At 44.8% G+C, this 20,013-nt stretch carries 18 protein-coding genes and 1 other annotated feature; of the genes, 7 read left to right on the top strand and 11 right to left on the bottom strand.

Translation table 11 applies throughout. The annotated features are described in order from the left end of the window. Positions 1–246: hypothetical protein (locus IJE10_06230; protein ID MBQ2967699.1), on the top strand; the 246-nt coding region annotated here is incomplete at its 5' end. A 29-nt stretch (positions 247–275) separates the two neighbouring features. Here IJE10_06230 and IJE10_06225 read toward each other — a convergent pair. After that, entirely contained in the window at positions 276–1,316 is a 1,041-nt protein-coding gene (locus tag IJE10_06225; GenBank protein ID MBQ2967698.1) for an epoxyqueuosine reductase, read from the bottom strand. A gap of 14 nt (positions 1,317–1,330) precedes the next feature. Next, positions 1,331–2,350: a hypothetical protein gene (locus tag IJE10_06220; GenBank protein MBQ2967697.1), complete on the bottom strand. Its 1,020-nt coding sequence runs from the start codon at positions 2,348–2,350 to the stop codon at positions 1,331–1,333. A gap of 141 nt (positions 2,351–2,491) precedes the next feature. Between IJE10_06220 and IJE10_06215 the strand changes: the two genes are divergently transcribed. The 3 genes from IJE10_06215 (at position 2,492) to IJE10_06205 (ending at position 5,056) form a co-directional block, all read left to right on the top strand. After that, positions 2,492–3,235 (top strand): helix-turn-helix transcriptional regulator, encoded by a 744-nt coding sequence (locus tag IJE10_06215; protein MBQ2967696.1) that lies wholly within the window; start codon positions 2,492–2,494, stop codon positions 3,233–3,235. A gap of 112 nt (positions 3,236–3,347) precedes the next feature. Next, positions 3,348–4,040: an iron-sulfur cluster assembly scaffold protein gene (locus tag IJE10_06210; protein ID MBQ2967695.1), complete on the top strand. Its 693-nt coding sequence runs from the start codon at positions 3,348–3,350 to the stop codon at positions 4,038–4,040. 17 nt (positions 4,041–4,057) lie between these two features. Beyond that, positions 4,058–5,056: a GGGtGRT protein gene (locus IJE10_06205; protein MBQ2967694.1), complete on the top strand. Its 999-nt coding sequence runs from the start codon at positions 4,058–4,060 to the stop codon at positions 5,054–5,056. Between the two features lie 94 nt (positions 5,057–5,150). On the opposite strand, the gene IJE10_06200 is transcribed toward IJE10_06205, so the two are convergent. From IJE10_06200 to IJE10_06160, 9 genes are all read right to left on the bottom strand, one after another. Then, positions 5,151–6,083, bottom strand: coding sequence for a hypothetical protein (locus IJE10_06200; GenBank protein MBQ2967693.1), 933 nt, complete (start codon positions 6,081–6,083; stop codon positions 5,151–5,153). Between the two features lie 378 nt (positions 6,084–6,461). Continuing rightward, entirely contained in the window at positions 6,462–8,762 is a 2,301-nt protein-coding gene (locus IJE10_06195) for an AMP-binding protein (GenBank protein MBQ2967692.1), read from the bottom strand. Positions 8,763–9,154: 392 nt separating this feature from the next. After that, positions 9,155–11,617, bottom strand: coding sequence for an AMP-binding protein (locus IJE10_06190; GenBank protein MBQ2967691.1), 2,463 nt, complete (start codon positions 11,615–11,617; stop codon positions 9,155–9,157). A 3-nt stretch (positions 11,618–11,620) separates the two neighbouring features. Further along, a complete protein-coding gene (locus tag IJE10_06185) occupies positions 11,621–13,009 on the bottom strand; it encodes a hypothetical protein (GenBank protein ID MBQ2967690.1) in 1,389 nt (462 codons plus the stop codon). 73 nt (positions 13,010–13,082) lie between these two features. Further along, positions 13,083–13,327, bottom strand: a binding site (T-box leader). Positions 13,328–13,382: 55 nt separating this feature from the next. Continuing rightward, positions 13,383–14,600 carry a tryptophan synthase subunit beta gene (trpB, locus tag IJE10_06180; protein ID MBQ2967689.1) on the bottom strand — a complete coding sequence of 406 codons (1,218 nt, stop codon included), beginning with the start codon at positions 14,598–14,600 and terminating at the stop codon, positions 13,383–13,385. A gap of 420 nt (positions 14,601–15,020) precedes the next feature. Beyond that, on the bottom strand, positions 15,021–16,097 hold the full coding sequence (locus IJE10_06175; GenBank protein ID MBQ2967688.1) for a metallophosphoesterase: 1,077 nt from the start codon (positions 16,095–16,097) through the stop codon (positions 15,021–15,023). A 25-nt stretch (positions 16,098–16,122) separates the two neighbouring features. Continuing rightward, positions 16,123–16,716 carry a Fic family protein gene (locus IJE10_06170; GenBank protein MBQ2967687.1) on the bottom strand — a complete coding sequence of 198 codons (594 nt, stop codon included), beginning with the start codon at positions 16,714–16,716 and terminating at the stop codon, positions 16,123–16,125. Next, positions 16,716–16,877 (bottom strand): hypothetical protein, encoded by a 162-nt coding sequence (locus IJE10_06165; protein ID MBQ2967686.1) that lies wholly within the window; start codon positions 16,875–16,877, stop codon positions 16,716–16,718. Before IJE10_06165 ends, IJE10_06170 begins: the two co-directional genes overlap by 1 nt. 56 nt (positions 16,878–16,933) lie before the next feature. Then, positions 16,934–17,800: a helix-turn-helix transcriptional regulator gene (locus tag IJE10_06160; protein ID MBQ2967685.1), complete on the bottom strand. Its 867-nt coding sequence runs from the start codon at positions 17,798–17,800 to the stop codon at positions 16,934–16,936. A gap of 176 nt (positions 17,801–17,976) precedes the next feature. On the opposite strand from IJE10_06160, the gene IJE10_06155 reads away from it, so the two are divergent. The 3 genes from IJE10_06155 to IJE10_06145 form a co-directional block, all read left to right on the top strand. Continuing rightward, positions 17,977–18,915, top strand: coding sequence for a glucosamine-6-phosphate isomerase (locus IJE10_06155; protein ID MBQ2967684.1), 939 nt, complete (start codon positions 17,977–17,979; stop codon positions 18,913–18,915). Positions 18,916–18,927: 12 nt separating this feature from the next. Then, positions 18,928–19,515, top strand: coding sequence for a hypothetical protein (locus tag IJE10_06150; protein MBQ2967683.1), 588 nt, complete (start codon positions 18,928–18,930; stop codon positions 19,513–19,515). A 144-nt stretch (positions 19,516–19,659) separates the two neighbouring features. Beyond that, positions 19,660–20,013 (top strand): hypothetical protein (locus tag IJE10_06145; GenBank protein ID MBQ2967682.1); only part of this gene is annotated, 354 nt, incomplete at its 3' end.

Below are 20,013 nucleotides of genomic sequence, written 5' to 3'. Positions count from 1 at the left end.
CTTTTAGCCGAAAAGTTTGCGATCAATAGTTTTCGGCTGGCTCGCAAAAAGTATATCTGTGAAAACTTTTTGCGAAAGAGGAAGAGCAACGGCGCAAAAGAAACCCTTCGTCGTAAAACGAAGGGTGCCCAATGCATCGTTTGCTCTGACGAGCCTTCGGGTAACCCCAAACCGCGTTGTACTGCGGTTTGGGCTCAGTTTGTCCATTCCAAACATTTTTTCCTATCCCCTAAAATGGAGCTGTAATAAATTTACAGCTCCTTTTGCTTATTCAATTAATCAGCCTCAGGGATAGGCTTGTTTTCTTTTTCGGGACGTTTTACGTCTTTCGGGATAACTGTGCCCATATCCTTTTCAGTTGACTCATAGTCTGACCAGTCAACACTCCACAAGGGCTTTCTTCTGAACGGTTTTTTGAATTTGTTTTTAAGTACACCTCTTGCTTCCAGAGAAATCATGCATGCTCTTGTGCAGCCTTTGGCACCGCATATAGCCTGACCTGTGTTATAAAGATTTTTAGGCTTATGATAGAAAGGTGAGTGCGAGCCGGGTTTTATGTCGTTTCTTCCTTCAATATAGTTGCCTTCTTCGCCCTCGGCACAAACTTCGCCTCCACGGAAAGCTATGTCGCAGGCAACAACATCAATCTCGCCCCATTCAACTTCGTGACCCGCCAAGTTTACTTTCACGGTTTTGGTTTTGCTGATGGCATTGCCGGGACACTCTCTTACGCAAGCCATACATTTATTGCAAAGCTTGGGACCGTCATAAATCGGGTCAGGCTCCAATTCCAATTCGGTTAAAATAACGCCAATACGGAGTCTCGGACCAAATTCGGGGGTAATTAACATTTTGCTGTAGCCGATTTCACCAAGACCTGCAAGATAGGCACATATACGAAGGTGAAGCATGATGTCGGGGCAGGGCTTACCCGGTTCGACAGGTTTAGAATAATTTTCCCTCAAACCGCCACCATTGTAAATGGCACGCCAGTCGCTCTGGTGACCAATCGGGATGGCTTCATAGCCCTCATCCTCAATCACACGGCACATGTTGATGACCGTCATGGGGATGTAGTTGTATGTAAGACCGCCATAGCCCATTGCCGAGTAGTTGGAAAAGAAAGTGCCTTCCTCAATGCCACGGAGTGAGCCACGCATAACGCGGAAGCCCATAACAATCATGCTTTTTGCCTCGGGCATGATGAAACGGGGATCCATCTGGGACGGCGCGCCTTCAAAACGGTCCATGGAAGCGATTCCGCATAAATCCGCGCCGCATTGATAAGCTAATTCTTTAATATCCTGTGCGTTCATTTTTTTATTCCTCCTTAAGAAATAATCAGTGCTTCTTTCAGCACGTTTTTACAATAATCACATTTTTCGCAGTTTTTATTACATTCTGTGGTGGATTTCCAGAAGTTATCCGGAATTTTAGTGCTGTCAATCACATAAGGTGCAAAGGCAGGGCCGAAGCCCGGCTCGAATAAATCCAGTAAATTGCCGGTGAAAAAACCTCTTGCGTACGACCCGATTACAAGCCCCGGCAGGGCGTGGGTGCGAGTTGCAAGCTTGATGCAGTCCGCAAGACCTTCGTAGTTTTGAATATCCTCCGGGCGAATCCAGGTGTTTTGCAAAACCGATACGAAATTCTTTTTGTCTTTCAGATAATTCCAACACATATACGGCAAAAACTCTATGTTTTTCTGTTTGGCGATTTCCGATTCGTGCGCAACCATGTTGTCGTGAAAAATCTGACCGCTGCAATCACGCATACAACCACTGTTAGCCAGAATAGTGATTTTTTTGCCGTTCTCTTCTGCCCACGCTTTCATTTCCTTTAAAAGCGGAGGGTTGCGGTTACATTCTTTGGCAACGCAGTATTGGTCAAACAGATGGGATACATACTGCATGCCTTTGACTGAGCCGATTTTCATATTGACAGAGGCCTTGACCGAAATATCGGGGAACTGCGCTTTGACCATATACGCAATGGCAGGAGAAGCGGTGGTCACCGTTTCGGGTTTGCAGCCTACACTTTCTAAGTAATCGATTACAGAAACGATTCGTCCCTGCAACACTTCGCTTATGGCATCTTCACCGTAGCAGTTGGCGTTAAACAACAGATCAAGGGAAATGCCCATGTCTTTTATCTTTTTCAGCTCGGCAATCATAATGTCCTGCAGACCGTAATCAAAATAGCCGTCAAAGCCACAAAGTCTGGATCTGCCGCTTGGCTGGTCTATCCAGGCAAAATATACCTCTGCAATGCTTTCTTTGTAGGTTTGCACGATTTTGGAAAAGGGCAGGGCATCCTCGTTATACTGATAACCGACCGATAATTTGAGCATGCATATCACCTCACTGAAATCATTATATAAGAGATTTGCACATGAATACAATAGCCATTTTAACCATTTTTTAACAAAATCAATCATTTCTATTGACTTGAAACAAAATTTATGTATAATAAAAAATGAGGTGTAAAGCGGATGAACAAAAGCTATATTTTGAAAAATGTTGTGGTGGTACGCAAAACGCCAGTCCATAAAAAACTTAGCCAAAACAACCGCAACAAAGCGGCATTTTTGTATATTATCCGGGGTGAGTATGTTTTTTACACATCTAAAGGTGCGCTTTCGGCGGGCGAGAATGACATTGTGTATATCCCGAAAGGTGCGCGGTACAGTTATGTTATTTATAGTGAAACCGCTGACGGTATTCTGACGGATTTTGAATTGGAAACAGAGAATGAAACACTCATTTCCAAGGTGCCGGTAAAGCTTAAGGCAACCGGGGAACTGAAGCAGACGGTAAACGATTTGTTGCTGTGTTTTTACCGGGAGGAGCAGTTTGATGTGATGGCAAAGCTTTTTTGCCTGATTGCCGCTTTTGATGCGACGGTCAGAAAAAAAGAGAGCTTTGGTAAGATTTCTCCTGCGGTGGATTTTCTGAAAACGCATTTTAATAAAGATGTTTCGGTAAAAGCACTTGCCGACCTGTGCGGTTTAAGTGAGTCCCATTTCCGAAGACTGTTTCAGAAAAAAATGAAAATGTCGCCCTTGAAATACAAAACTGCAGTTGTAATCAAGCACGCCTGCACACTCTTAAAGTCGGAGGACATGAACATAACCGAGGTGGCGGAGTCGCTGGGGTTTAGCAGTATTTATGCGTTCAGCAGAGTGTTTAAAAAGGAGATGGGTATTTCGCCCAAAAAGTATGCGGAAATAAAATGAAAAAAATTTAAAAAATAAAAACTCTTTATTTGACAAAGCGAAGTTTGTATGTTATAATATCTACGATTGATATTTTGTCAAAATTTAAATTTTTATAGCAGGAGGAAGAATTATGAACTACACACATGAAGTAGAAAAAATGTGTCCGGTTAAAAAAGGTCCCCATCATGGTCCTGCTCCGATTCCGGAGGAAGGTAAATGGGTGAAATCTTATCAGATTTCTGACATTTCCGGTCTGTCCCACGGTGTGGGCTGGTGTGCTCCCCAGCAGGGTGCTTGTAAGCTGACACTTAACGTTAAGGAAGGTATTATCGAAGAAGCTTTGGTTGAAACCTTAGGCTGCTCCGGTATGACCCATTCTGCAGCTATGGCAGCAGAAATATTGCAGGGTAAAACCTTACTTGAAGCATTGAACACTGACCTCGTTTGCGATGCAATCAACGTTGCAATGCGCGAAATCTTCAAGCAGCTGGCATATGGCCGTACCCAGACCGCTTTCTCTGAAGACGGTTTGCCGGTAGGTGCTTCCCTCGAGGACTTGGGTAAAGGTCTTTGCTCTCAGGTTGGTACCATGTTTGCTACAAACGCAAAAGGCGTTCGTTATATGCAGATGGCTGAAGGCTACATCTTAAAGAATGCACTTGATGCAAATGATGAAGTTATCGGTTATCAGTTCGTAAAAATCGGCAAGATGTTGGAAGACATTCGTCACGGCGTAGACCCGAATGAAGCTTATCAGAAGAATATCGGTACCTACGGCAGATTCGACGAAGCTGTTAAATACATCGATCCCAGAGAAGAATAAGAAAGGAGAGGACTCTTATGGCACAGTTTGAAGGTAAGGAAAGAAGACAAGCTAAGATCGACGCTGAACTTAAGAAATTGGGTTTTGCTTCTTTGGAAGAAGCAAGAGACCTCTGCTTGTCTAAAGGTATAGATGTTGAAAAAATCGTAAAAGGCGTTCAGCCTATCGCGTTTGAAAACGCGGTTTGGGCGTACACCTTAGGTTGCGCTATCGCAATCAAAAACGGCAAGGCTTCCGCTGTAGAAGCTGCTGAAGCAATCGGTGTTGGCTTGCAGGCATTCTGCATCCCCGGCTCTGTTGCTGAAACAAGAAGTGTAGGTTTGGGTCACGGTAACCTGGCTGCAATGCTTCTCCGTGAAGAAACCAACTGCTTCTGCTTCCTCGCAGGTCACGAATCCTTTGCAGCTGCTGAAGGCGCAATCGGTATCGCAAGAACTGCAAATAAAGTAAGAAAAGAACCCCTTCGCGTAATCTTGAACGGCTTGGGTAAAGATGCTGCATACATCATCTCCAGAATCAACGGTTTTACCTATGTGGAAACCGAATATGATTTCTTCACATCCGAGCTTAAGGTTGTTCGTGAAGTTCCGTTCTCCGATGGCGAAAAAGCAAAGGTTAAGTGCTACGGTGCAAACGACGTTTTGGAAGGTGTTGCTATCATGCAGAAGGAAGCCGTTGACGTTTCCATCACCGGTAACTCCACCAACCCGACCCGTTTCCAGCATCCTGTTGCAGGTACCTATAAGAAATGGGCTATCGAAAACGGTAAAAAATACTTCTCCGTTGCTTCCGGTGGCGGTACAGGCCGTACCCTTCACCCCGACAACATGGCTGCAGGCCCCGCTTCTTACGGCTTGACAGATACCATGGGTCGTATGCACGGTGATGCACAGTTCGCAGGTTCCTCCTCCGTTCCGGCTCACGTAGAAATGATGGGCTTAATCGGTGCAGGTAACAACCCCATGGTTGGTATGACCGTTGCTTGCGCTGTTGCAGTTCAGGAAGCTATGAACTAAGCCACTTCAAAGCTTAAAATTCAATTTATAAAACTTAAACACATCATTCTGGGTTTTCCATTATGATGTGTTTATTTTTATAATACTGAATAGATTAGCCGGCAACAACCATGCTCATATCGAAAATTTCACACAATTCAGCATAGGTACCTTTTATTGTTCCTCTGGTGCCTTTTACTTTAAAATCATCTAACGATTTACTGCTGTCCAGAATACTCTCGGCTAATGTGTTGGTCGCTTCGATGAATTTGTCAATCTGAGATGTTGCATCGGGATAGGCATTTTTTATGATATCTATATCAAAGGCAGGTAAATTAGTATTCACGACATCTTCGTGAAGTTTCTCATTGTAAGAATAATTTGTGCCGGGGGAAGCTGTGATTTCTACACCCCAATTGACATCGCTGTCGAATGTCAGACGCATTTGTTCACTCACATAGCTCAAGTCAGGTCCGAAAGGAACTTTAAAAATATCTATCTCTTCTTCGTCTGTATAAGCAGCGTCTATACGCCATTTGAATGAAGCAATCTGGTATGCTTCTTCAAAATTTTCTTCTGCTCTTATGATTTCACATAGCGAAGAAATTTCTGTAAATGTATCTTTGCCAAGACTTATGGTGTGTGCGCCTAATGTAAAGCTTGCATCTTGTAGGTTGGACATATCCTCAACCTCAAAAACAACCATCATTCTTACGGGGGTGTCGTTGGAAACTTCACCGTAACCTAGTGCATAAGAATAGCCATAATAACGTTCAAAATTATCATAAAATTTGCTTGTCACGCCTGTGTTGTGGCTACTAGATTTGGAATTTTCGTTAACCGTATATGTAACTTCGTTCATAGTGAGGGTAATTTCTTCTGCGTTTTCGGGCAACGGATTTTCAAAGTCCGAATAATCGAAAACGATGGCAATGCTTCCGTTGTCGGTGTAAAAAGCGCCTTTAATATCGATAAGACTCTTTTCGTTACAAGAACAAAAACTTAAAATAATTGCAACAACTAACAATAAAGAAATTATTTTTTTCATTTTAATGATTCCTTTCTAAATGTATTTGGATTTTCCTATAGCTTTTATGCTTCTCCTTTCTAAATTCTCACGCAATTAAAAAAGCGTGGCACAAGAATCTGCACCACGCCAAAAAACGCGGCTTGAGATTCCAGGTTACCACACACAACAATCTTAATATGAATATCACAAACAAATATCATATTACAGCCTGCGTTTTTTTACAAAACACAATTTTGTTTTATGATATCCATAAAAAGACAACACGAAACAGGATATTGTAAAAATATCCTGAATTCATTATTAAAATTGTTGCATGTGGTATCTTTAGTATACCACATGCAAATAAAAAAAGCAATATTTTTTAAAAAAGCGTTCCAAATTTGGAACGCTTTTTGTTTATTGGTTTGCTTTTTTGAGGTCGTTGTTTCGGATTTCCACACGGCGAACCTTACCGCTGATGGTTTTGGGAAGCTCGTCTACAAAGTCCACGATTCTGGGGTATTTGTAGGGGGCGGTGTGGGTCTTAACGTATTCCTGGATTTCCTTTTTAAGCTCGTCAGAGCCTTGTGTGCCTTTGGTTAAAACGATGGTTGCTTTTACAATCTGACCGCGTACTTCATCGGGCACAGCGGTGATGGCACATTCTAACACATAGGGAAGCTCCATGATAACGCTTTCGATTTCAAAGGGTCCGATACGGTAGCCGGAGGACTTGATAACGTCATCAATACGTCCAACGTACCAGAGGTAGCCGTCTTCGTCCATGGTTGCCTGGTCACCGGTATGATAGTAGCCGTCATGCCATACGTCTTTGGTTTTTTCGTCGTCTAAGTAGTAGCCGATAAACAGACCGCAAGGCGCGCCGTCTTTGGTGCGTACGCAGATTTCGCCGGTGTCACCGGTTTTACATTCGTTGCCGTCGGGGTCTAAGATAACCACGTCATATAACGGGCTGGGACGACCCATAGAACCGATTTTCGGGGTAGAACCCACAAAGTTTGCGATAGACAGGGTAGTTTCGGTCTGACCGAAGCCTTCCATGATTTTTAAGCCTGTTGCTTTATAGAACTGGTTGTAAACCTCAGGGTTTAACGCTTCGCCTGCCGTTGTTGCGTATTCGATGGAAGAAAGGTCATATTTAGAAAGGTCTTCCTTGATGAAGAAGCGGTACATGGTAGGCGGTGCGCAGAAGGTTGTGATGTGGTATTTTGCAAACATAGGCAAAATATCTTCCGAATGGAAACGGTCAAAGTCATAAGTGAACTGTGCCGCTTCGCAAAGCCATTGTCCGTAGAGCTTACCCCAGAGTGCCTTACCCCAACCGGTATCCGAAATGGTAAAGTGCAGACCGTCGGGATTTACGTTATGCCAATGCTTTGCGGTGGGATAGTGACCTAAAGCGTATTTATAGGAATGAGTTGCGATTCTGGGATAGCCGGTGGTGCCGGAGGTGAACAGCATCAGCATAGGATCGTCACCGCAGGGGGTATCTTCGGTGCGGTTAAAGTGGGTGCTGAAGCGTTCCATTTCCACATTAAAGTCATACCAGCCGTCTTTTTTGCCACCGACCATGATTTTAAGCATTTCAGGGAATTCTGCGGCTGCTTTTTCGGCTTCTGCTGAAACGTCACCGTCTGCGGTACAAACGATTGCCTTTACCTTTGCTGCTTTGTAGCGGTAAGTAAAGTCATGCTCTACCAGCTGGTTGGTGGCAGGGATTGCGATTGCACCGATTTTATGCAATGCCAGCATGCAGAACCAGAATTGATAATGGCGCTTTAACACCAGCATAACGGTGTCGCCTTTTTTGATGCCCAAAGACTCAAAATAGTTGGCAGTCTTTGCGGAATATTTCTTCATGTCGCTGAAAGTAAAGCGACGGTCGGTTTTGTCGTTTGCCACCCATAGCATTGCAAGCTTGTCGGGGTCTTTTTTGGCAATGGCATCTACGCAGTCAAAAGCAAAGTTGAATTTGTCTTCGTTTTTGAATTCGATGCCGTTGAATACGCCGTTTTCATCATAATAAGAGGTGATGAAATCGTCTGCAACGGTTTTCTGCGAAGTTTTTGCGGGTTTTACGGTTTTTTCCGGGATGTAAGGTTTGGGATATTCTTCGCTCACCGAGCCATCCTGGGGATTTAATACCACCGCGTGGAATTCGCATCCGCCCTCGCTTACGGCAATCATACCGTGGGGGATGATACTGTTATAAAAAATGGAGTCGCCTTCATTCAAAATATCCACATGGTTGCCGATTTGAACCTTTAAAGAACCTTTGACAATAACGTCAAATTCCTGACCCTTGTGGGAGTCAAGCTTTAAGGGTGCGTTCTGTTCTTCTTCAAGATAGGGGAATTTTACTAAGAAAGGCTCTGCCTGCTTGCCTACGAATTTGGGGGCTAAGTTGTTGTAAACAACACCGTGCTTTTTAACAATTTTCAAACCTTCGCCTTTACGGGTGATGGCAAAGGAGGTAAGGGTTGAGCTGGTACCTTCTAAAAGGTCAACCACTTCAACGCCACAGGCTTTTGCACATTTGTAAATAAAGGTAAAACTGAAATCGGTTTCACCCTCTTCCAAAACCTTGTAATCTTCAACCGATACGCCTGTAAGCTTTGCCAGCTCTTCGGGCGTATAACCTTTTGCTTCGCGCAGGTCCTTGATTCTGCCTGCAACCTCTTTTAAACTGTAATCCATTGTTTTTGCTCCTTTCTTTTCCGAGAAAATTTGTTTCGGATTTGAATAAAACAAAAAAGCCCGTCTCAAAATAAAGATTTTGAGACGAGCTACTTAACTAACCCGCGGTACCACTCAAATTGCAGAAAATTTTTCTGCCACTTACCGGACTCTATCAAGCCCTTTGCTTTTACGCAGCATTACGGAAGGAGTCTACTTGCTTTTGCTTTCGGTCCTCCGACTCGGAAGTGATGGGTCATTGGAAAGCTTTGCCATTGGCTCGCAGCAACCGCCAACTCTCTTAAGGCTCTACAATCCGACCGTCTTCGTCATAGTCTTTTTTTGTGATATTCAAATTTAAATGTATTATACTCCCGCAAAAACCATTTGTCAATAGTTTTTTTGAAAATTTTTTAATTTTTTTTCAAGCCTAAAATTTCTGCGGATTGGTCACGCATTTTGTATTTTAAGATTTTACCTGCCGCATTCATGGGGAATTCGTTTACAAACAGGAAGTATTTGGGAACCTTGTGACGCGCAATGGACGCGTTACCGAATTCGCGCATTTCGTTCTCGTCTGCGGTTTCGCCCTTGTGCAGAATAATCCAGGCACAGCATTCCTCACCGTATTTTTCGTCCGGCACACCCACAACCTGCACGTCGCGCACCTTGGGGTTGGTCAGATAGAATTCTTCGATTTCTCTGGGGTAGAGATTTTCACCGCCACGGATAATCATGTCTTTTAATCTGCCGGTGACTTTATAATAGCCGTCGGGCGTTCTGCAACAGATATCACCCGAATGCAACCAGCCGTCTGCATCAATTGCCTGGGCGGTGGCTTCGGGCATTTTGTAGTAGCCCTTCATAATGTTAAAGCCACGGGCTACAAATTCGCCGCTTTCACCGTCGGGAAGCTCGTCGCCTGTTTCGGGGTCGATAACCTTGCATTCCACGCCCGGGAATGGACTGCCGACCGTTTCCACACGGTGGTCAATGTCTTCGTTTACCTCGCCCATGGTACAGCCGGGAGATGCCTCGGTCTGTCCGTAAACCGAAATGATTTCACGCATGTTCATTTCCTCTGCGGCACGACGCATCAGGTCGGCAGGACAGTTTGCGCCTGCCATGATGCCGGTTCGCATATAAGAAAAGTCGGTTTTGGCAAAGTCGGGATGGTTGAACATGGCGATAAACATGGTGGGCACACCGTTAAAGCAGGTGATGTGCTCATCATTTACGCAAGCCAAAGAAGATTTGGGTGAGAAATACGGAATGGGGCACAGCGTACCGCCATGGGTCATCATGGAGGTCATGGAAAGCACCATGCCGAAGCAATGGAACATGGGCACCTGAATCATCATGCGGTCTGCGGTGGATAAATCCATTCTGTCACCAATGGTTTTACCGTTGTTTACAATATTGCGGTGGGTGAGCATTACGCCCTTCGGGAAGCCTGTAGTGCCCGAGGTGTACTGCATGTTGCACACATCATCGGGTTTAACCAAAGATGCGCGTCTTCTCACTTCTTCCCGGGGAATCATGGAAGAACGGGACAGCATCTGCTCCCAGGTCAGACAGCCGTTCATGGAAAAGCCTGCCGTTACCACATTGCGCAGGAACGGAAGATTTTTAGAATACAACGGCTCGCCGGGGGTTAAGGTTTCCAGCTCGGGGCAAAGCTCCTGAATGATTTCTTTATAGTTGATGTCTTTACAGTATTCAATCATCACGAGGGTATGGGTATCCGACTGCTTTAACAGATACTCAATTTCGTGGATTTTGTAGGCGGTGTTGACCGTAACCAGTACTGCACCGATTTTGGTGGTTGCCCAGAAGGTGATAAACCATTCGGGGACATTGGTTGCCCACACTGCCACATGGTCGCCTGCCTTTACGCCCAGTGAAATGAGGGCTGCGGCACAGTCATCCACATCTCTGCGGAACTGGGTATAGGTTCTGGTATAGTCGAGGGTCGGATATTTAAAGGCGTACTGGTCAGGATATTTCTCTACCATAGTGTCCAGCACATCCGAAAAGGTTGCGTCGATTACATCGTATTTTTTCCATACAAAGGTACCGGTTTTGGCACGGTTGTAGTAGGCTTTATCATAGCTTTTCTTTTCACGGCTTAAGGATGCGATGTAATTGGCAAAATGGGTCAGCACAATGTCTGCATCCTGAATGTCTTCGTTCCAGGCAGCGCAGATAAAGCCGTCAAAGTTCAAAGAGGACAGCGCGTTAATCAGGTTTTCCACCGGCAAAGTCCCTTCGCCGATTAAAACGGTTTTGCCGTCCAGCATATCGCCAAGGCGTACATATTTAATGTATGCACCCAAGGTTTTGATGGTGGCTTCTGCAGTTTCGCCTGCACCGAAATAGGTACCGCGCACGTTCCAGGACGCACCGATTGCCGCAGAAGAGAAGAAGTTGATGATGTCAATGACATTTTCGGTGTCGGAAAGATAGCCCACCGTTTCAAACAAAATCATAACATCTGCCTTTTCGGCATGGTGAATGGCTTCCTCGAGCTTTTCTTTCAAAACAGCCTTTTCAGTTTGCTGTTCCACGCGGACAATCACATAGGAAATGCCTGCATTTGCCGCAAGGTCTACATATTTGGTTACCGTTTCGGCTGTGGTTTCATCCTGTTCAATGGGGCAGGGCATGCGCAGGGCAGAAACCGAAAGAGAGCGGTTAATCAGCTTTCTTTTGGCATCGGCGGTGCGGTCGCGGCGCAAAATGCTGTCGTGATGCTGACTGCGTTCTTTTATCGCATCGTGAATCTCAAATCCGGCAAAGCCGTAATCGTAAGCGAAACGGCAGGTATCCAGAAAGGATGCACGGTTTACGTTCTTGGTTGAAAATACAATTTTCATGGATTAAGCCTCCTCAAATACGATTTTGTTCAGTGCGTTGATGTAAGCGCGGATGCTTGCGGCAACAATGTCTGTGGAAATGCCGTTGCCGGAATAGAGCTTGCCGTTGTTACGAAGTCTTACAATGGCGGTACCTAAAGCTTCCTTGCCCTCGGTAACTGCCTGCACCTGAAAATCGTCCAGCTCGTAGTGGTGGCCGATGCACTGTTCAATCGCGCGGAAGGTGGAGTCAATGGGACCGTCGCCGGTGCTGACACCGCACATGATTTCGTCGTTACATTTTAATGTAACCTTAGACATAGAGCCGGTTACGTTACTGCTGCTGGTGGAGTAGGTTTCCAAATGATAGGTAGAGGGTGCCTGCATGGCATTGCTTGCAATCAAAGCCTCTAATTCCTTTGCGCCTACAGCGCCTTTGGTTTCACAAACCTGCATCAGGGCTTTATATACATTACCGCAATCCGAATCGGAAAGCTCGTAGCCGAGAACTGTTGCTGCCTGTGCCACCTGCGCGATGGTGCTGTCGGAATCCAACAGAATTTTTTTCTTTTCGCTTACGGTGTTTTCTGCTTCGTAAGCGGTGTGGTTGATGCTGGTGAGCATATCGTCAATGCTTGCATGGATTTTGGTTTTGTTCAAATTGATTTTTGCACCGATTTGTGCAGAGAAGGCGTCCATAGCATCTGAAAATGCACCGGTGGACAGTACGTCTTTGCCTGCCATTGCGCATTTAATGCCGTCAGCACCCTTCTGAATGGCGCTGATTGCGGAGGCAACACCCATGCTGATGCGGTCGGAAACCTGCACATAAACGGGGATGCTTACAGCACTCTTTACCTTTTCGGTCAGGGTTGCGATGGCTTCGGGCATGGAGATGCCTGCATCATCACAAATGGTGATAATGGTTGCACCGTTGTTTTCCGCTTCCTTTGCAACCGTGAGCAGGAAATCTTCGTCCGCACGGGTTGCATCGAGGGCAGAAAATTCCACGTCTGCACAATATTCCTTGGCGGTTTTTATCAGCTCAACGATTTTGGAGAGCATTTTATCGGATTTTAAGTGATAGGTGTATTCCATCTGTACGGTAGATATGGGTACTTCAATCTGCAAACGCGGATTTTTGGCATCCTTAATGCATTCCCATGCTGCGCCTACGCTGTCCTTGTCAAAGCCGACGGGCAGAGCAACGACTGCATTTTGTATGTTCTGGGCAACCGTTTTATAAATAATGGTATCTTCACGAAGATTCTGAATGGGAGCAAGCTCAACTGCATCTGCACCTAAGGCATCCGCACATGCGGCAATCGCTGTTTTTTCACGGAATAAAAGCGCAATCTCACGCTCTGCAGCCAGTTTTTTAAGTGTAATGTCTGTGATGTTGATTTTGTTCATTTTTAAAACTCCTTTACCTATATAAAATGGATTAGTTTGCCAACAAAAAAACGTTTTCGTCTCCTTGTTGATTCAAAGAGACGAAAACGTTACTTATACGTTTCCGCGGTACCACTCTTTTTCATCCGCTTTTCAGGATGCCCTTTGATGCTAACACATCGTAACTCTGTAACGGGAGCTCCCGTCTGCCACTACTTAAAGCATTTCACAGCAGCCGCTCCGTGGTGAGTTCTGCAAAGCTTTCCCAATGCCTCGCACCAACCGGCATCTCTCTAAAGGTGAAAGAATTTGCGTACTATTCCACATCTTTGCGTTTGATTAAAAAGTATTTTAGCACAAACTTTTTTATTTGTCAATAGATTTTTTAAATTTTTTAACGGATACCGTAGTTTTCAATGATGTAATCCATATCCTTGTCCCCACGACCCGAAAGGTTAATCAGCACAGAGCCTTTGCCCATGGTCTTGGCAAGCTTCATGCCGTAGGCTACGGCATGGGCGCTTTCGATGGCAGGGATGATACCCTCCATACGGGAAAGCTCGAAGAAAGCATCAATGGTTTCATCGTCGGTGATTACGTCATATTTTACTCTGCCCAGGTCATGCAAAAAGGCGTGCTCGGGACCGGAGGAGGGGTAATCCAAACCGCTTGCAACCGAGTAAACGGGCGCAGGCTCACCGTTTTCATCCTTTAACATAATGCTGTTAAAGCCGTGCATAATGCCCTCACTGCCATACTTTAAGCTTGCGGCATGGTCGCCCAGTGCGGTGCCGCGACCTAAGGGTTCAATGCCGTAAATGTCCACAGGGTCATTCAAAAAGCCTGCAAACATACCCATTGCGTTCGAGCCGCCGCCCACGCAGGCAACCACTGCATCGGGCAGTTCGCCGGTCATTTCAATAAACTGTTCTCTTGCTTCGATGCCCACAATACTCTGGAAATCGCGTACCATAAGCGGGAAGGGATGCGGTCCTAAAACCGAGCCGATGCAGTAGATAGCATCCTTGTATTCCTTGGCATATGCCGCAAAAGCCGCGTCTACCGCTTCTTTTAAGGTTTGTAAGCCTTCGGTAACCTCGATAACGTTTGCACCCAAAATTTTCATGCGTGCCACGTTGGGGGCTTGCTTTTTAATGTCTACAGCACCCATGTAGATGTCGCATTCCAAGCCAAAGTATGCCGCAGCGGTGGCAAGGGCAACACCGTGCTGACCTGCTCCGGTTTCTGCGATTACCTTTTTCTTGCCCATGTATTTGGCAAGCAGAGCTTCACCCATGCAATGGTTCAGTTTGTGTGCGCCCGAGTGATTCAAATCCTCGCGCTTTACATAAAGCTGAACGTTGCCGAGCTTGTTAGACAGTCTTTCCAAGTGGGAAATGGGGGTAGGTCTGCCCTGGAATTCCTTGCGGATTCTGCGAAGCTCACTGATGAATTTGCGGGACTTGCAGATGGTCTGGTAGGATTCGGTGATTTCGCGCATGGCGTTTTTCAGCTCTTCCGAAACGTATGCACCGCCGTATTTGCCGAAATAACCGTTTTCATCCGGGTAATTTTTAAAATAGGTTTCAAAATCAATATTATTCAGTATCATAATCTTTTCCTCCAAAAATTCAATTCGTTTTTTTCAAAAAAGTCAGGTGCGCCATCGGCGAGTGAGCAAAAACATAATAAAAATTCCTCCTTGTCTGTTAAAGGAAAACAAAAAACGCCCTTAACAGAATTGTATCTTCTGTCAAGGACGAATATTCCGTTTAAAATATCCGCGTTGCCACCTTGATTCACAGCATGACCTGTGCCCTTTGCGAAGCTCCTTTAAGCTTCCGGCTTTTTACGCAAGCCTTACGTCTGTGCATTTGACACAGCCCTCAGCAGTCCATATTATGCAAAGAGTCCTGCGGAACTTCCACCGTAATCCGCTCGCTCAAAAAGACCGGCTTTGCTTTTTTTCTGCCTCATCGGTTTTTTGTTGTCCTTATTATACTCCTGAAAACGCGTCTTGTCAAGTGTTTTTTTATTCCTGGAAAAAGCCTTTGTAGCGGAGCTGGTCATGGGGGACAGCGCCGTAGCGACAAAGGGAGGATACATTCAGTACCGTAAAGTCTGTTTGGCTCTGGAGAATCAGGGTGCCGCCGATGTTGCCCGGGATATAAGAGTCGTACTGTCCTGTTTTCAAGCCGTACACCAGGGCAAGTCCCTCATAATATATGGTAGTGGCGGTGTTATGGTGGTGGCCGATGAATACACCGTCAATGCTGTTTTCTTTGGCAAATTTTAAGAAATCCACCTCGGTGGGGAACGCGTCGGCAGAGTCTAATTTAAAGCCGTAGTCGTTGTCCTTTGCCTCCACATCCACGCCGATGATGTAGTTATAGCGTTCGTGGGTTACATACCCCTTTGCTTTTTCTGCTTCCACAAAAATGGCGTGGGGAATATGAAATGCCATAAAGGCAGGCACTTCTTTGCCTGCGTGGGCACGGATGTTAATGGTATTCTGATGTATTTTTTCAAACTGGTCATTATAAATGCCCCGAAGCCGGGTAACCGCATCTTCTTTACTGTGGGTACAGCCATTGGAGTCTGTCATATGAATCACGCGAATCAGCTCGTTTTCGATGGCAAGACCTACCGTGTAGTTGCCGTTGCCGGTAACGGTACCTCTTTTAAACAGGCAGTATCCGGCATCTTCAAACAGCTTACACTGGTAGGCGACCCCCATTAAAGATTCGTTGTCATGGTTGCCGAATACGGGTGCCCAGGGGATACCAAAAGAATCCATAAAGTCCGTAAACCATTTTAAGGCGGTGCCGTTGTCATCAAATTCGCCGTACACAATATCGCCCGTGATAAAAATAAAATCGGGCTTGGTCTGGCAAACAAGGGAGCGGATATGGTTTCCGCACTGCGCATCAAAATTTTCGGGCGACCATGCTGAAATTTCGGTGGGATTTAAGCGGTCAGGGGTACGCCGCTGAGAAGAATCTATAATCTGCGGATCTGTGAGCTGTAATATTTTAAGCGGTCGGGAAGCCATTTCTTTCGGGTAGCTTACCACAAAATCACAGCCGAATGTATCTTTTAAAATTTGCATATTTTAACACCTCATTTTTCTTATTTTACAGAGATGTGATGTGTGTTCTGAATATTTCTTTCAACATAAACACATCGCCGGATGCGGACTTGATGGTAGCAATCATAAACAAATCTTTGTCAATATCGGCAAAATGCAATGCTTTTCCGGTGTTTTTTAAAAGCAAGGTCAGAAACAATCGCTGAATGCGTCCGTTGCCTTCTCTGAAGGGATGTAAGAAATTCAAATTGCAATATAGCTCGGTAAATTCTTCCAAAAACAAATCTTCCGGGCAGTCTTTTAAATAATTCCTTTGTGCAAGGGATGTAAAAATCCGCGCACCGTATTCTTCTAACTGTTTAAAATCGCAAAACACAGTTCCTTTTTTACTCATGTTTACAGTCCTGAGTTCACCTGCCCATGCGTAGAGGTCGGAGAAAACATAGCGATGCAGATTTTTATAGAAATCAAAATTTACATTTGTAAAAGGAATGTCAGTGATGGCGCGGGCGAGCAGACCACCGGTGATTTCCTGCTCTAATGCATTTAATGTTTTTTCATCACGGATGTCGAATTTGTTTATCAGAACAGTTGTATTTTCGTAGCAACCGTCCTGCAATGCGTCCAGTGAATATGCCATTATGCTTTACACCTTTCCAATGCCTTTTGAATAAATTCTTCTTTTGAAATTTTACCGCTTGCAAAAGCTAAACAGCTTTCTTTTTGTTCTGCGGTGATTCGGTAGCCTTCCATTTCAACCGAGGCTACAGTGTTTTCAATTGTTTTTTCGATTTCGGACATACAATCCTTCCTTTCAATTGTATTATATCAAAAAGAAAAATAAAAATCAATATGGATTATAATATCTTCTTGCGGTAGGCAGAAGGCGAATAGCCTGCGTATTTTTTGAAGGCACGGGAGAAGTTGTGCACCGAGGAGTAGCCTAAGGCATCCGAAATTTCACTGACCGACATCTTTTTTTCCTGCAAAAGCTTTTTTGCCGATTCGGTTTTTAAATCTGCAAAGTAGTCCATGGGGCTTTTTCCCACATGTTCCTTAAAAATTTTGCATAGCTGGGTTTTGCCGATAAAAAACAGGTCGCATACATCTTTTAAGTTCAGATTTTTATTGACAGACCGCTTCATATATTCTATAATTAAGGTGCATACCGAGTTGTTGGAAATGGCACGGGCATCCTTATTGGGTACGACGCTTACACCGTTGTCGGCACGCAGGAGCTTGATTAAAAATTCGGTAAAATAGCATTGCAGGAGCTGAGATGCACCAAAGGGAGCATTTTGAAAGTTGGGTGGCGTGCGGTCGTTGTAATCGTCCGGGACTTTGCCTAAAGCCTCTTTTACCTCTTCTAAAAAGAGGGTAAGGAGTGTTTTGGCGGTTTTGTCCAAGGTAAAGGTTTTGCCTTTAAATTCCTTCATTTTTTTGCCTTCTGCAGTAAAAGAGACTACTACCATGTTGTTTGCAACGCGTTTGTCAGACACATGGGCATGGGATTCCATGGGACAGTGAAAAATTGCCTGACCCTGCTCTAAAACACAGCCGACACCGTTTGACATGGCATTTACCTTACCGTTGTCCACATACACCATCTCCCAGGAATCGTGCTGTTCGGGGTCGTGATAAAAATCCTTGCTGAAAGCAAAGTAATAAATGGAATGAAATCCTTTTATGCGGATTTCCTGCTTTATGGAGGGTGTTTGACTCAAAAAAATCACCTCTTGCGAACGAAATGATAAAAAATGCGGAATATTTGCTAAAGACTTTTGTCAAAAAGTATTATATAATAGAATAAAGTAAAAGTCAATGAACTTTGCGTAGACAAAATAAAGGTGTTGCGGAACTTTTGCAAAATTCCGCAACCGAAAGAAAAGGAGAATGAAATATGGACTTTTTATCAACTGTAAAAGGAAGCTTGTTAGACGGCTTTTATCCCAAGGGCTGGGATTTGGCCAAAATGGATGCCTGCTGTGAAAAGGGTGTGCAGAGAGAAGATTTCTGGCACAAGGATTTTACGCCCGTGGAATGCGACAACATTTATGAATTTGACACCCTGATGGGTCATGAAATTGCAATGGAAATCAAAAAAGGCAGAGATGAGGGCAGAAAGATTGCCATGATTTTGCCGGTAGGTCCTATGGGTATGTACAAGTGGGCTGTATACTTTTTAAATGAATGGAATGTAAAGTGCGACCACGTTTACACCTTTAACATGGACGAATGGGCAGATGCAGAGGGTAACACACTCTCTAACGACAATCCTGCATCCTTTGAATACAGCATGAAGCAGGCGTTCTTTGATAAACTGGGTGAAAACACCGTTCCGCCTGCCCAGAGAAACTTTGCAACCAAGGAAAACTTACCCACCTATCCCGAAAAGATTAAGGCGTTAAAAGAAGAAGGCGCTAAATTGGTACTGGTATTCGGTATCGGCAGAATGTGCCACATTGCGTTCTGGGAACCCCAGTTTGCAGATGAATTCGCAACCGTTGAAGAGTGGAAGGCACAAAACTACAGAATCGGTGCGAAATTGCATCCTTTGACCATTGAACAAAACGCAATCACAAGCTTTAAGAGCCGTACAACTTTAGTTCCCTGCACCGCAAACACCATTGGACCCGGCTTATTCTTGCAGGCAGACACCATCATCGGCGGCTGCGACGGCGCATTAGGCCGTGGCATGGGCTGGCAGGGCATGAGCTTTTTGACCACTCTCCATTACGGACCCGATATGAACATTACCTCTACCTTTATGCCCACACTTCCGGGCAAGCTGTTCTACTTAAAAGAACTTGCAGGTCCTTTGACTGCAGAATGTAACTAAGGAGAAATTTTTATGCGATACAATGTCACAAAAACAGACGTAATCAATCCCGGTATTGCCTCTCCCGAATGGGAAAAGGCAGAGGCGGTTGCTTTAACTACCCGTTGGGGGATGACAGCACCCGAAACAAACGCAAAGCTACTTCGCGGACCTTTGGGCATCAGCGTGCTTTTAAACTCTAAGGAAACAAACCTTCGTATGGAATGCGATACCGAAAACGGCAGAGTTTGTGATGACAGCTGTATGGAATTTTTCTTTAAGCCCGACCCCTTAGATACCCGTTACTTTAATTTTGAGTTAAATCCAAAGGGCGTGATGCATTTGGGTTTTGGCTCGGGCAGACACGGCAGAGTGTTTATAGAGGAACGGGAATGCTTTGACATCGAAGCGATTCCGGAAAGCGGAAACTGGTCGGTAAAATTTTATATTCCCGATGCCTTTTTGCTGAAGCATGTAGAGCATATCGGCAAGGTGTGCAAAGGAAATTTCTATAAGTGCGGTGACTTAACCGAAAAAGTGCATTACGCCACCTGGTGTGATGTGGAAGTGGAAAACCCTGATTATCATCAGCCGGATTTCTTCGGTTTTATTGCGCTGTAAATTTTAAAAATATGCCCCGAATTTTTCGGGGCATTTCATTTAGAAATATATCAAAAAAGTATGAATTCCGGGAAGCAAAAGTCAAAAATTTCAAGGAATTTGTGTGCAGCTGATGCTATAATTGTTTTTGGGAGGCGAATGGATATGATTATAAAAGCGTTAGCAGAACAGCAGACCGTTGCTTTTGCAAAGTCTGAATTGGAAAAATATTTATTTTTGCTGGACAAGAAAATCCCCGACACCTTTGTGGTGGAGTTGGGATTTATGGACAAAACCGATGACGAGATAGACACGGTGGAAGTAAACATCGGGAAAAACGGCGGTACTTTAAAAGGCTCTAACCCGAGAAGTGTGCTTTATGCGGTGTATCAGTATTTAGAGGCGCTTGGTATCCGCTGGGTCAGACATTGCGAGGACGGAGAATACATCCCGACAGGCGTTTGTGTTCCCGAAAAGGAAGTTTCATTTACCCGCACTGCAAAAAACAAGTACAGAGGT

This window comes from Clostridia bacterium (assembly GCA_017410375.1).
Lineage (GTDB): Bacteria > Bacillota > Clostridia > RGIG6154 > RGIG6154 > RGIG6154.
This window is presented reverse-complemented; position numbering and strand designations above follow the sequence as displayed.